This window comes from Arthrospiribacter ruber (genome assembly GCF_019343195.1).
GTDB classification, from domain to species: Bacteria; Bacteroidota; Bacteroidia; order Cytophagales; family Cyclobacteriaceae; genus Arthrospiribacter; species Arthrospiribacter ruber.
Map to the genome: position 1 here is coordinate 215,099 of NZ_RPHB01000006.1, position 12,861 is coordinate 227,959.

Annotated in this window: 10 protein-coding genes; 6 read left to right on the top strand and 4 right to left on the bottom strand. The window is 42.4% G+C overall.

Features of this window, described 5'->3' with window-relative positions; all coding sequences use genetic code 11:
- Positions 1 to 86 precede the first annotated feature (86 nt).
- On the top strand, positions 87 to 1,304 hold the full coding sequence (locus EGN73_RS13840; RefSeq protein ID WP_219290912.1) for a peroxiredoxin family protein: 1,218 nt from the start codon (positions 87 to 89) through the stop codon (positions 1,302 to 1,304).
- A 29-nt stretch (positions 1,305 to 1,333) separates the two neighbouring features.
- On the opposite strand, the gene EGN73_RS13845 is transcribed toward EGN73_RS13840, so the two are convergent.
- Positions 1,334 to 2,308, bottom strand: a complete 975-nt coding sequence (locus EGN73_RS13845; protein ID WP_219290916.1) for a polyprenyl synthetase family protein — start codon at positions 2,306 to 2,308, stop codon at positions 1,334 to 1,336.
- 223 nt (positions 2,309 to 2,531) lie between these two features.
- Between EGN73_RS13845 and EGN73_RS13850 the strand changes: the two genes are divergently transcribed.
- The 5 genes from EGN73_RS13850 to EGN73_RS13870 are packed head-to-tail and all read left to right on the top strand — an operon-like array spanning position 2,532 to position 9,743.
- A complete protein-coding gene (locus EGN73_RS13850; protein ID WP_219290919.1) occupies positions 2,532 to 4,232 on the top strand; it encodes a 1-acyl-sn-glycerol-3-phosphate acyltransferase in 1,701 nt (566 codons plus the stop codon).
- Entirely contained in the window at positions 4,207 to 5,265 is a 1,059-nt protein-coding gene (locus tag EGN73_RS13855; RefSeq protein WP_219290922.1) for an NAD(P)H-dependent glycerol-3-phosphate dehydrogenase, read from the top strand. The genes EGN73_RS13850 and EGN73_RS13855 overlap by 26 nt, the downstream gene beginning before the upstream one ends.
- Positions 5,266 to 5,312: 47 nt before the next feature.
- Positions 5,313 to 6,617 (top strand): APC family permease, encoded by a 1,305-nt coding sequence (locus tag EGN73_RS13860; RefSeq protein WP_219290924.1) that lies wholly within the window; start codon positions 5,313 to 5,315, stop codon positions 6,615 to 6,617.
- A gap of 40 nt (positions 6,618 to 6,657) precedes the next feature.
- Positions 6,658 to 7,614 (top strand): nucleoside hydrolase, encoded by a 957-nt coding sequence (locus EGN73_RS13865; protein ID WP_219290927.1) that lies wholly within the window; start codon positions 6,658 to 6,660, stop codon positions 7,612 to 7,614.
- 29 nt (positions 7,615 to 7,643) lie between these two features.
- Positions 7,644 to 9,743 (top strand): outer membrane protein assembly factor BamB family protein, encoded by a 2,100-nt coding sequence (locus EGN73_RS13870; protein ID WP_425515032.1) that lies wholly within the window; start codon positions 7,644 to 7,646, stop codon positions 9,741 to 9,743.
- Between the two features lie 138 nt (positions 9,744 to 9,881).
- Here EGN73_RS13870 and EGN73_RS13875 read toward each other — a convergent pair whose 3' ends face one another.
- The 3 genes from EGN73_RS13875 to EGN73_RS13885 are packed head-to-tail and all read right to left on the bottom strand — an operon-like array spanning position 9,882 to position 12,820.
- Entirely contained in the window at positions 9,882 to 10,862 is a 981-nt protein-coding gene (locus tag EGN73_RS13875; protein WP_219290933.1) for a YpdA family putative bacillithiol disulfide reductase, read from the bottom strand.
- A gap of 15 nt (positions 10,863 to 10,877) precedes the next feature.
- Positions 10,878 to 11,666: an NRDE family protein gene (locus EGN73_RS13880; protein WP_219290936.1), complete on the bottom strand. Its 789-nt coding sequence runs from the start codon at positions 11,664 to 11,666 to the stop codon at positions 10,878 to 10,880.
- Between the two features lie 50 nt (positions 11,667 to 11,716).
- The gene (locus EGN73_RS13885; protein ID WP_219290939.1) at positions 11,717 to 12,820 is read right to left on the bottom strand and encodes an alkene reductase; all 1,104 of its coding nucleotides are present in this window, start codon (positions 12,818 to 12,820) and stop codon (positions 11,717 to 11,719) included.
- Between the last annotated feature and the right edge of the window lie 41 nt (positions 12,821 to 12,861).

Below are 12,861 nucleotides of genomic sequence, written 5' to 3' on the forward strand. Positions count from 1 at the left end.
ATTTGACAAAGTCAATTTAACCTATCATTATTGTAGGCTATTAATTTTGTAGAATCGCCCTAAAACTTATATATAACAAGATTTTTATGAAAAACCATTTGCTATTGGTATTCTGTATGCTTCTATTGGCATGTAGTAAAGAGGAGAAAAAAAAGTCAGTATTACAGGAAAAACACTTGGTCAAACTGGATATTTCTCCTGATGAAATTCCATTTGAGCTCGTTTTTAAAAAAAGTGGGGAAAAGTGGTTTGCCGAAATATACAATGCTGAGGAGGTTTTGGAATATGATGAAGTAACTGTAAGTGATGACTCTGTAAAGATCACCTTGGGAATATTCGATGCAGACCTATTGGCGGCTATTACTGAGGACGGTTACCTTCAGGGAGCTTTTGTCAAAAATCATTTACCTGACTATAGCGTCCCACTTTCCTCCACTAGACCGACAGGAAAGAGGTTCCCCGTCAGTGTAAAACCTGAAGTGGATTTTTCAGGTAGATGGAAAGTGGATTTCAGAAATGGAGATAACTCTTACGAGGCCATAGGAGTCTTTGAACAAATTGAAGATAAAATCAAAGGTACATTTTTGACCAAGCTTGGTGATTATAGGTATTTGGAGGGAAATGTCAGCGGTAGAAAATTTTCCCTAAGCGCATTTGATGGAAGCCATGCCTACCTATTTACCGGGGAACTGGAAGAAAATGGCAAAATGACGGGTGAATTCAGAAGTGGACCAAATTACCGGGAGTCCTTTTCTGCCGAAAGAAATGAAACTTTCGAGCTTCCTGACGCCTATTCGCTTAGCTATCTAAAAGATGGCTATGACAAGCTGGACTTCAGTTTCCCAGACCTGGAAGGTAATCCGGTTTCTCTTTCGGACCCGAAATACAAGGACAAGGTTGTTCTGGTACAGCTATTTGGAACTTGGTGCCCGAATTGTATGGATGAAACCCGGTTTTTAGGCCCTTGGTATGATCGCAACAAAGACCGTGGTGTAGAAATAATAGGACTGGCTTTTGAGTACAAGCCTGATTTTGAGTATGCAAGTAGTAGAGTCAAGAAGAGCAAGCAAAAGCTCAACGCCAACTACACCTTTTTGGTAGCCGGAGAAAGCAATAAAGAGAAAGCTTCTCAAGCATTACCTGCACTCAATCAAGTGGTGGCATTCCCAACCTTGATTTATATAGATAAAAAAGGAAAAGTAAGACACATTCATACTGGTTTCAATGGACCAGGTACAGGGTCGCATTATGAAAAATGGGTAGAAGACCACAACAAACTGGTAAATGAATTGCTTAAAGAATAAAAAACCAAAAAGGCCCTTAATCGGACCTTTTATTTTTTCCTCTCTATGGTATATCGGACCAGACCTTCCAGCGAATCCCTATAATCTGACTCAGGAAATTCCCGAAGAATCTGAAGGGCATCTTCAAAATACTGCTTCATCACTTCAGTAGCATATTGTAGACCTCCGGAAGCCTTGACAAAATCAATGACTTCATTCACAGATTTTTTATCTTCGTTTTTATTGCGAATCAGGTAAATGATCCTCTTTTTATCCAGCCATGATGCATTGTTCAAGGCATAGATAAGCGGCAGGGTCATTTTTTTTTCTTTGATGTCAATCCCAACAGGCTTGCCGATTTCATCTTCACCATAGTCAAAAAGGTCGTCTTTGATCTGAAAAGCCATCCCCACTTTCTCACCGAAATCACGCATTTTTTCTATGAGGTCTTTTTCAGCACCGGAAGTAGCCGCACCCACAGCACAACAGGAAGCAATAAGACTTGCTGTTTTCTGCCTGATGATTTTGTAATACACTTCTTCGGTGATGTCAAGTTTTCTGGCTTTTGCTATCTGCAACAATTCTCCCTCGGACATTTCACGGACCGCCTGAGAGACTATTCTCAATAGCTCAAAATCGCCATTATCCACACTCAGCAAAAGTCCACGGGAAAGGAGATAATCCCCTACCAATACCGCTATCTTATTTTTCCACAGGGCATTGACTGAAAAAAAACCTCTACGGTAATTGGCATCATCCACCACATCATCGTGAACCAATGTGGCAGTATGCAATAGCTCGATCAAAGCAGCTCCACGATAAGAAGATTCAGTAACTCCTCCACTTACACCAGCAGTCAAGAATACAAACATTGGACGCATCTGCTTTCCTTTGCGCTTCACTATGTAATTGGTGATGTGATCAAGCAATTTGACCTTACTTTTCATAAAGTCACGGAATTTTTTTTCAAATTCCGTCATTTCCGTAGCAATAGGTGCTTGTATCTGTTTGAGGTCAGGCTTCATAAAACAATTCGGACACAATAATACGATGGATTCCCCCTAGGTCAAAACCCACGATCAATTATTACATAAACTAACAAGCTGCGGAAAAAAACGTTTGGACCCAGCACTGTTTCTTTTTGAAAATTAGATTCATCCCAAAACCCTCGACTCTTTTGGAAAGCTACATGAACCTTCACCTCACCTTTTTTATTATATTTGTCTTTTATCCAAACTAGAAACACCCTTGGCTGAGACCTACATCAAACATAAATATGAGCCCATTTTGCCCCAAAAGGACGAATGGCCAGTGGTGAAGCTCAGTAAGAGCCGGAAGGAATTTGTCAAAACTGTCGCCGAAGCCAGTAAGCGATCAGTTCTTCAGATCACCAACAACAACATGGACCTGCTCAAAGAAGAGCTGGAAACCACTTTATACCGTGAAAAACTCCGTATCAAACAAAATCCTTGGGCCGTAGATCCTGATGATGATGAAGATTTTTGGAGAAAAGTAAGATCAAGGCTAGTACAGCTCAGTGGAGACACCAGCCTCAACAAAACCCAGAAAAAGAAAAAATATGTAGAAATTCTGGATGACATCACCATGCGATACGCAGAGGAGATTGCCAGTAATTTCATTCATTCGCACTACAAACTGACCAGAAGGATAGTCACCTACGGTTTTTCAAGACTTTTGAATGCAGCAAGGGTCAAAGGATTCAAATCTATCTTCAGCAACCAGTACACCCTTCAGGACAAAATCCAGATTGTAGGTGAAACAGACCAAATAAGGGACTTGGCATGCAAAGGTACCATCGTCATGGTTCCGACCCATTTCTCCAATTTGGATAGCATTTTGATTGGATGGATCATATCCGTCTTAGGACTACCACCTTTTATATATGGAGCGGGGCTCAACCTTTTCAATATTGGCATTTTTGCTTATTTCATGAATGCCCTCGGTGCTTACAAAGTAGACCGGAGGAAAAAAAACCTCCCTTATCTGGAAACACTGAAGACTTATTCTGCAGAAGCAATACAGTTTGGGGTACACAGTTTGTTTTTCCCAGGAGGTACCCGTAGCAGGTCTGGAATGATTGAGAAAAAACTCAAACTAGGACTTTTGAGCACGGCTGTAGAAGCCCAGCGGGCCAATTTTCAAAAAGGAATAAAAGGGATAGAAGGGAAAGTGTTTATCGTTCCTGTCACCATCAATTATCATTTTGTATTGGAGGCTCCAAGCCTGATCAAAGAACACCTCTCATTAACCGGCCAGGAAAGATATTATAAAGAGTCTGATGAATTTTCGACTTCATATAAAATCTCCAAGTTTTTGGTCAAGTTCTTTACCAAGGGCTCGGATATTTCTGTGTCTATAGGCAAGGCCATGGATGTTCTCGGCAATTACATCGATGCTGATGGGAACAGTCTTGACAAACATGGACGGGTCATCAATACCCGTGATTACTTCATGGCCAATGGAAAAGTCAATGTAGATGTACAAAGGGAGGAAGAATACACCCACCATTTGGGCAAAAGAATAGTGGAGGAATTCCACAAAATAAACAGGATTTTCAGTTCACACTTTGTGGCATTTGTTGCTTTTCAAATGATCAAAAGGGAAAATAAAAAACTTGACCTCTATAGCCTTTTGAGATTACCTGAGGAAGATATAGAAATCTCTTACGAGGACTTCAAGTCAACCTGCACTGGCCTTTTGGACAAAATCAAAGATCTTGCCTCCGATGGAAAAGTGCAGATAGCCCCTCATATGAGAGAGAGCATCGATCAGATCATAGATCATGGCTTGGCCAATGTAGGAATGTACCATGCCAAGCGCCCTCTTGTAAAGAACGAATCCGGAAACATCGTCACTCAGGACATGTCTCTTTTGTATTTTTATCACAACAGACTGGTAGGCTATGAGCTCGAAAAGCAATTTAAGTGAAAAATCCATAGGTGTAGTAGGTATGGGTAGCTTTGGAACTGCCATAGCCAATATCCTTGCTAGCAAAAACAAAGTCATTGCCTATGCGCGAAGGATGGAAATAGTAGATGAGATCAATACCAAACACAGTGTGGAGGGTCTGAAAATACATGAAAGCATAGAAGGTACCCATGATCCAGAATACCTTTGTAAATCCTGCGACACCATATTCCTGATGGTTCCTTCTGCGGCATTTATGGAAGTGGTAAGGGCATTTTCACCATTTCTCTACCCCTATCACATGGTCATCCATGGCACAAAAGGACTTTGCCTCAATCTCCCTTCCAACAAATCTCTGGATGAAGTAGGGAAAATAAGCAGAAAAAATATACTTACAATGAGTGAGGTCATCCTACAGGAAACCGTGGTCATCCGAGTGGGCTGCCTTGCCGGCCCCAATTTGGCCAGAGAACTGTATGCCAGTCAGCCTGCCGCAACTGTGGTGGCTAGCCGGTTTAATGAAGTGATTATGGAAGGACAACGTCTCCTCCGCAATGACAAATTTCAGGTATATGGAAACTCTGATATTGTGGGAGTAGAACTTAGTGGAGTATTGAAGAATATCATCGCCATTGCTGCAGGAGCTTTGGCGGGATTGGGTTTGGGAGAAAATGCAAAAGGACTCTTGATATCAAGAGGAATGGTGGAGCTGGTTTACTTAGGCAATGCTCTTGGAGGAAGCCTGAAATCATTTATTGGCCTTGCAGGGATAGGAGACCTGGTCACGACATGTAATTCTACACTCTCCAGGAATTACACTGTCGGCTATCGTTTAGCTCAAGGAGAAAAACTTACTGACATCCTGAATTCCATGGAAGAGGTAGCTGAAGGCATCAATACGGTCAGGTTGATGAAAGCATTTGTGGAAGGCACAGGAATGAGGGCACCGATCACAGAAAACCTCTATAAAGTATTGTTTGAAGACCTGAAAATAGAAGAGGCTTTACAGTATTTGATGAAATATCCATTTAGTGTGGATGTGGACTTTTTATAATTATCATGAAAAAAGCTATTTGACATCGTCGCCAATAATAATAGATTTTGAAAGCTTCAGACAAACTACTTAAAAGGGGAATTAAGCGTTGGGACCTGGTCTTTCTCATCATCAATTCTGTGATCGGTGCGGGGATTTTCGCTTTACCTGCCAAAGTATTTGCCTTATCTGGGGTTTATTCTATATTGGCTTTTTTGGCCTGTGCCTTGGTCATGATGGTGTTAATACTCGTCTTTGCGGAGGTAAGTTCCAGGTTTGAGCAGACAGGAGGACCTTACCTGTATACGCTGAAAGCTTTTGGCCCTGTTCCTGCCTTCGTAATCGGGTGGCTTTTGATGCTCACCCGCCTTTTTAGCTATGCTACCTTGATCAATCTTATGGTACTGTATCTTTCCTTTTTTTCTGAGGCATTCAGTCAGCCTGAGGTAAGGATAGGGATGATATTGCTAATAACGTCACTCATCGCTTTTGTCAATTGGATAGGGGTAAAAAACACCGCTCAGATCAGCAACATCCTTACCGTGGCGAAATTATTTCCATTGGCAGTTTTTATTGGTGTGGGGTTATTTTTCATTGATTTTGACCTGATCGAGCCTGGGCCTTTGCCCAGTATGGAAGATTTTTCGGCTTCTACACTTTTGTTGATTTTCGCCTTTGGAGGATTTGAGGCAGGTTTGGTCAACAGTGGTGAAATAGTCAATCCCCGGAAAAACCTTCCTTTTGGCCTGATCACCGCCGCTGCTATCATTGCAGGTTTTTATATCATGATACAAGTGGTATCGATCGGAACTTTACCTGACCTTGCAAGTTCTGACAAGCCCCTCGCGGATGCAGCGACAGGCTTTATGGGTTGGTATGGAGGCATGTTCATCACCATTGGCGCAGTAATTTCCATCATGGGCACTTTGAATGTACAGATACTGAGTGGATCCAGATTACCTTATGCATTGAGTCTGGAAAATCAACTGCCCAAACTATTTGGAAAAGTACATCCCCGCTTTGCCACACCTTTTATTTCTATTGCCTTTTTTGCAAGCCTTACTGCCTTTGTAGCAATCGTTTGGGGCTTTATGAGTTCACTGGCTGTTTCGGTTATTTCCAGGTTAATTCTATATGGAGTTGTATCAGGAGCTTTGATTAAACTGAGGAAAAGTCAAGCAAAAACCGATTATTTCAAAATTCCTTATGGAAACTTCCTGGCAATTGCAGGGATTTTGGCTACTATTTGGTTATTGTCCGGAAGTCAGTCAGAAGAAATATGGGACACCGTGATTTGGACAGGTCTGGGTTTGGGAATTTTTGCCATCCACAGGATTTTTTCCAAGTACAAAAATAGCAATGAGGAAAATTAGATAGGTTTTATTAGCTTTAGGTACAAGCGTTTGAAAACCTATGATTTACCCAAAAGCCCTTCACCCCTTCCTTTTCATTTTGCCTCTGGCATTATTCTTTTCCCATTTTTTATGCTTCTCAGCCTTCGCCCAAAAACAAAAAGTATGGCTGGACTCTGACACAGGAAATGAAATTGACGACCTGTATGCTATCGTCCGCCTACTTAAAGATCCATCGGTGGAGGTGGTAGGTCTAAGTTCTGCCCATTTCAACAATCCTGACTTATTGGTGTTTGAAAAATGGAATCACTATGATACCAAAGGGCTTAACACATTAGAGGACTCCCAAAGGCTCAATGAACTGATTCTTAACACCATGGGGTTGACCCAAATACCACACCCAAAAGGAGCAGACAGACAAATAGGCCGTGCTTGGGGCGGTAACGAACCTAGGGACTCACCCGCAGCACAGCAAATCATCCAATTGGCAAATTCTCTTCCTGAAGGCGAAAAACTGGACGTACTGACCTTAGGCGCCTTGACCAATATTGCCTCGGCAGTGATATTGGATCCCGAAATCATTCCTAAAATCAGGATTTACTCACTTGGAGCCAAATACAATCAGCAAACCAGAGCCTGGAGCAAGAATGAATTTAATATCAGAAATGATCTTAATGCATTTGATTACCTACTGGATTTGAAAAATCTGGATTTTACTGTCATGCCAGTGGATACCGCACTTCCTCTCAAATTTGATAGAGAGGATACCTTTAAGAAAACAGATGATTCCATCCCGCTAGAAAAAATTCTCTCAGATAGATGGCGTGAACATGCTACCAATGACAAAACAAGAGTAATGTGGGACCTTGCATTGGTTCAGGCTTATCTTCTCCCACATTTATCAGAAACGCTTATGGTCAATAGCCCCAGTGAAAACAAATCATTTACGGTCAAGATTTTTTCCAAAATAGATGAAAAGGCCCTGATAGACGATTTCTGGACTACTTTAAGAAAATGATGATGAAAAGATCGCATATTGCTTTGGTCATGGCTGCAGTATATTTGATGGCCTGCCGTTCTGAAAATACTTTTGAACTCCCTGACTACTCCCAATGGCAGCATGTAGGAGGCACCTGGGATGCTGCCCGCTATTCTTCGCTAAGTCAGATCAGCAAAGAAAATGTCAAAAACCTGGAAGTTGCCTGGACCTATAATACCGGAGATGCGACAGAGCGAAGTCAGATTCAGACCCAACCCATCGTAGTGGGGAATATCCTATATGGTGTAAGTCCCCAGCTGAACGTTTTTGCCCTTCAGGCCCATACCGGAAAACCTATTTGGCGGTTCAATCCATTTCAGGTTTTGGGAGGGGAAAACTCATGGGCAGGTCTCAACAGAGGGCTTACTTATTGGGAAAGTGGAAATGACAGAAGAATATTTACATCAGCCAGCAATTTTCTAATTGCATTAGATGCTGACACAGGTTTACCCATTGAGTCATTCGGAGAAAATGGAATGGTAGATCTCAAAAAAGATCTGGACACAGATCTTGAGGATTTTTTATTGGTAAGCAACAGCCCGGGGGTAATTTATGAAGACAAAATTATCATGGGAATGCGGCTATCTGAAGGGCTAGATGCGGCGCCTGGCCATATCCGAGCCTATAATGTCCGAACAGGAGAAAGGGAGTGGATTTTTCATACCATACCACATCCTGGTGAATATGGCCATGACACATGGGATAAGGAGCACTGGGAGCAAATCGGAGGAGCTAACAACTGGGCAGGCATGACGGTAGACCAGCAAAGAGGAATAGTATACGTCCCAACTGGATCAGCTACTTATGACTTTTGGGGCGGATATCGTCACGGGGAAAATCTCTTCGCCAATACTTTATTGGCCTTGGATGCCAATACCGGAGAAAGAATCTGGCATTTTCAGGGTGTCCACCATGACATTTGGGACAGGGACTTCCCTTCCATGCCCAATCTGATACGTATCAAAAAAGACGGAAATTGGGTTGATGCTGTGGCACAAACCTCCAAACAAGGGTTTGTATTTGTATTTGACAGGGAAAATGGTGAACCGATCTGGCCCATAGAGGAAAGAGTAGTGCCACAATCCACACTTCAAGGTGAAAAAAGCTGGCCAGCCCAACCTCACCCTACCTTACCCGAACCATTTATGCGGTTGTCTTATACAGACGACAAGATCCTCAATTTGACTCCGGAATGGGAAAAAGATATTCGGCTAAAATTGGAAAACGCAAAATACGGAAATATGTGGGAGCCTCCTAGTGACGAACACAGTATTGTACTGTTTCCCGGAATGGACGGAGGCGCAGAATGGGGAGGCTCCTCTTTTGACCCACTTACCCAAACCCTCTATGTAAATGCCAATGAAGTCCCTTGGCTTATCAAAATGAAACTCAATCCAGACTATGATAATATTGGTCAAAAAGTATATGTCAACTATTGTGGCAATTGCCACGGAATAGATGGAAAAGGCAATCCTCCTGCTTTCCCTTCATTGGAAAATTTGCATCAAAAATATAACTGGAAAAGCCTGGACACCATCATCAAAAACGGAAAAGGAGCCATGCCCGCATTTTCTCATATTTCGGATTCAGACAGAAAGTTATTGACTGACTACCTTTTGGGAAATGAAAGAATAGCTGAGCAGGACAAAAAGGAATTGGAAGGCGGTGTTGAGCAGCTTTTTCCACAGTACTACATGGAAGGGTATACCCGTCTTCTGACGGAGGATGGGTATCCCGGCATCAATCCGCCTTGGGGTACCCTGACAGCTATTGACATGAATACCGGGAAGATCAAATGGCAATCCGTTTTGGGAGAGTTTGAGGAATTGACGAAAAAGGGATTAGAACCTACTGGCACAGAAAACTATGGAGGACCGGTCACCACTGCCGGAGGGCTGGTGTTCATTGCAGCTACCAAAGATGAAAAGATCAGGGCATTTGATAAGGATTCGGGCAAAGTCTTATGGGAAGCCAGCCTCCCGGCGGCAGGACATGCCACCCCGGCAGTATTTGAAGTAAATGGCAAACAATATGTGGTCATTGCCTGTGGTGGTGGTAAAGGCACCAAATCCGGTGATGCCTATGTAGCTTTTGCTTTGCCTGATTGAGCTTTAGAAATTTTGAACCACAACCTCCCCTGAAAATTGTTAAAAGAAACAAAAGGGAAAAATTCAATATTTGAACTGATTGCTGTAAACTACCGCAACAAAGCTTTAAATTTTGTCTTAAGTCTTGTGTCTTGAATCTTAAGTCTGATTTTTTCCCAAAATATGTTTCACAATCTGCTCGGCATGCACTATGGAATTCTCAATAAAAAATTCTCTGGTATTTAATCCACCACAGACTACCCCAGCCAAATAAACACCAGGCACATTGGACTCCTGATTGGTCTGATCGTAGCAGGGCTGACGCTTTTCATCCAGACTTAACTCTACACCCAACTGATCCAAAAGGGCAAAATTGGGCACATAACCGGTCATGGCCAGGACAAAGTCATTTTCAATTGTAACATCCCCTTCCGGTGTATTGATCACCACTTCATTTTCCCTGATTTCTTTGACCAAAGAATTGGTAAAAGCCTTGATTGAGCCTTCTTTGATACGGTTTTCTATATCAGGCTTGACCCAGTACTTAACTTTGGGATCCACACCTTCATCCTTCAATACCATGGTTACATCTGCACCCTTTCGCCAAGTTTCCAAAGCTACATCTACTCCTGAATTGGCTCCGCCCACAACCAGTATTTTCTGGCCAATGTAGGGCCAGGGCTCTTTGTAATAATGAGTGACTTTTGGCAGATCTTCCCCTGGTACATTCATCAGGTTGGGAAGGTCATAAAACCCCGTAGATAAGATCACATTCTTGGTCTGATAAGTATTTTTGGAGGTTTTAATTTTAAAAATCCCATTAGACTTCTCCAGGGTTTTCACCTCTTCGTACAGATTTACTTTTAGTTTCCAGGTTTTGGCTACCCTTCTATAATATTCCAGGGCCTCAGTACGGGTTGGCTTGTGGGAAACAGACATAAAAGGTATGCCTCCCATTTCAAGTTTTTCGGAGGTCGAGAAAAAAGTCATATTAAGCGGATAGTTGTAGAGTGAGTTTGTAAGCACACCTTTTTCTACAATGACGTAGTTCAGACCTGCCTTTTCACACTCAATACCGCAGGCTAAGCCAATCGGCCCACCGCCTACTATCAAAACATCTAAATCCTGGTATTTTTCCATGTTTAGCTAACAGGTTCAGCCGGCATTCTGTTCCACCTTGGAACGGATTTCAAAATCCAGCTTGGTATCCTGATGTATGCCTTTCACTTGGTCAAATACACGCTCCACCATCTCTACTTTCCCGCTGTGATCCCAAAGCAATACCGTGCCATTGACGGTTCCATAATAGTTGCCTACATTGATAAATTGTGCGGAAAGCAGGATTTCCTGTTCGGGAGTAGCACCTGTATCCGGTAGCAATTCCGGATCTTCTGTATCCTTGGATTGCTGTCCTTTCATCAAAGAGATCGGTTCGTAGACGTCCTTCTGAATATGAACAGAAAGGTTATTTTTTGCTTTTGTCAGCTTGCCCCAGGGGGTTTCAAGTACTGCATTACTCAATCCGTAAAGACCTGGCTCGAGTTTTTGAACTCCCGTCCCCGATTTATTGGAAAGATAATAAAGGCTTCTTTCGTCCCCTACCAGCAAGTTGAAGCCCTCATATTGATCCATTTCAGCAGCGATATCCTTCAAATAGGCCTCAGGATCCAATTTTCCTTCCAAAAAATTCTTTACCAAGTCTCCTCTTGATTTTTCATATTTCCGGGGATTTTTCAGGTCCCGATAATTGGTAAGTGCTGCAAACCTCCCACTTGGGTGCATGCCCAGCCAGGTTCCTCCAGCGCGAAGGTCTTTGCCCGCATAAATGCCGGATTCCCATTGATGAAGGGACTGCGAAGGCCTTTCAAAAAACTCGTCTCTATTGGCTACAAGGATCAACTTGTATTTCGGATGATTATTCCAGTTAAAAGCTAATAAACACATGTTGCAAAATAGTGAAAAGGCCGAAATATTTCGGCCTTAATCATTTAATTTCAAACTTTCTCTTCTTGATAGGTGGGGTAGTCCGTGTAGCCTTTTTCACCTTGAGTGTAAAAAGTATCCTGATCCCACTCGGCTAGTTCTGCGCCGGCTTCAAACCTCTCCACCAGATCCGGATTGGATATATATGGCTTACCGTATGCGACAGCATCTGCCAGTCCTTCCAAAATATATCTATTGCCTTCTTCCTGATCAAAATTTGCATTGATAATCAGAGTCCCTTTATAGACAGGTCTATATCTTTTGGCAATTTCCGGTTCAACAAAAGGCACTTCCGATACATCATTGAATGGCTCGGACAAATGAAGATAAGCCAGATCATACTCATTGAGCTTTTCAATGATATAATCGAATGTTGGTATGCTTTCCTCGTCCATTGTCATACCAAAAATACCATGAAGAGAGGGGTTCAACCTCAGCCCAATTCTGTTTTCGGGTATTTCCTGCTTGATGGCATCAATGATTTCAAATAATATCTTTGCCCTATTTTCTATGCTGCCTCCGTAGGCATCAGTTCTCACATTGGATGTCCTGCTAAAAAATTGATGCAACAAATAGCCATTGGACGAATGGATCTCTACCCCATCAAAACCTGCTGCCCATGCATTTTTCGCGGCATTTCTGAAATCTAAAATGGTTTGCTGTATGTCTTCCAAAGTCATTTCCTTAGGAGTGACTGTTTCCTTGAATCCCTTGGGAGTATATGACTTTGCATTTGGGTTGATAGCAGATGGCGCATGGGGCAGATCACCACCATGGAAATCCGGATGGGAAATTCTGCCTACATGCCACAGCTGTATAAAAATCTTTCCACCTTCATCGTGTACTGCCTGAGTTACTTTCTTCCAGCCTTCTACTTGGGCTTCTGAGTAGATACCCGGTGTGAAAATATAGCCTACAGCTCTTTTGGATATCTGAGATCCTTCTGTGATGATCAATCCTGCAGAAGCCCTCTGCCTATAATATTCAGCATGTAAGTCAGTCGGAGCATTTTCAGGGTTGTCTGCCCTATTTCGTGTCATTGGTGCCATTACCACCCTGTTTTTCAGTTCTAAATCCCCTAAAGTGAGTGCTTGTAACAATGGTTGTTTATTCATAATAGTTGGTCTATTTAAAATTATATGTATAGTCAACTAAT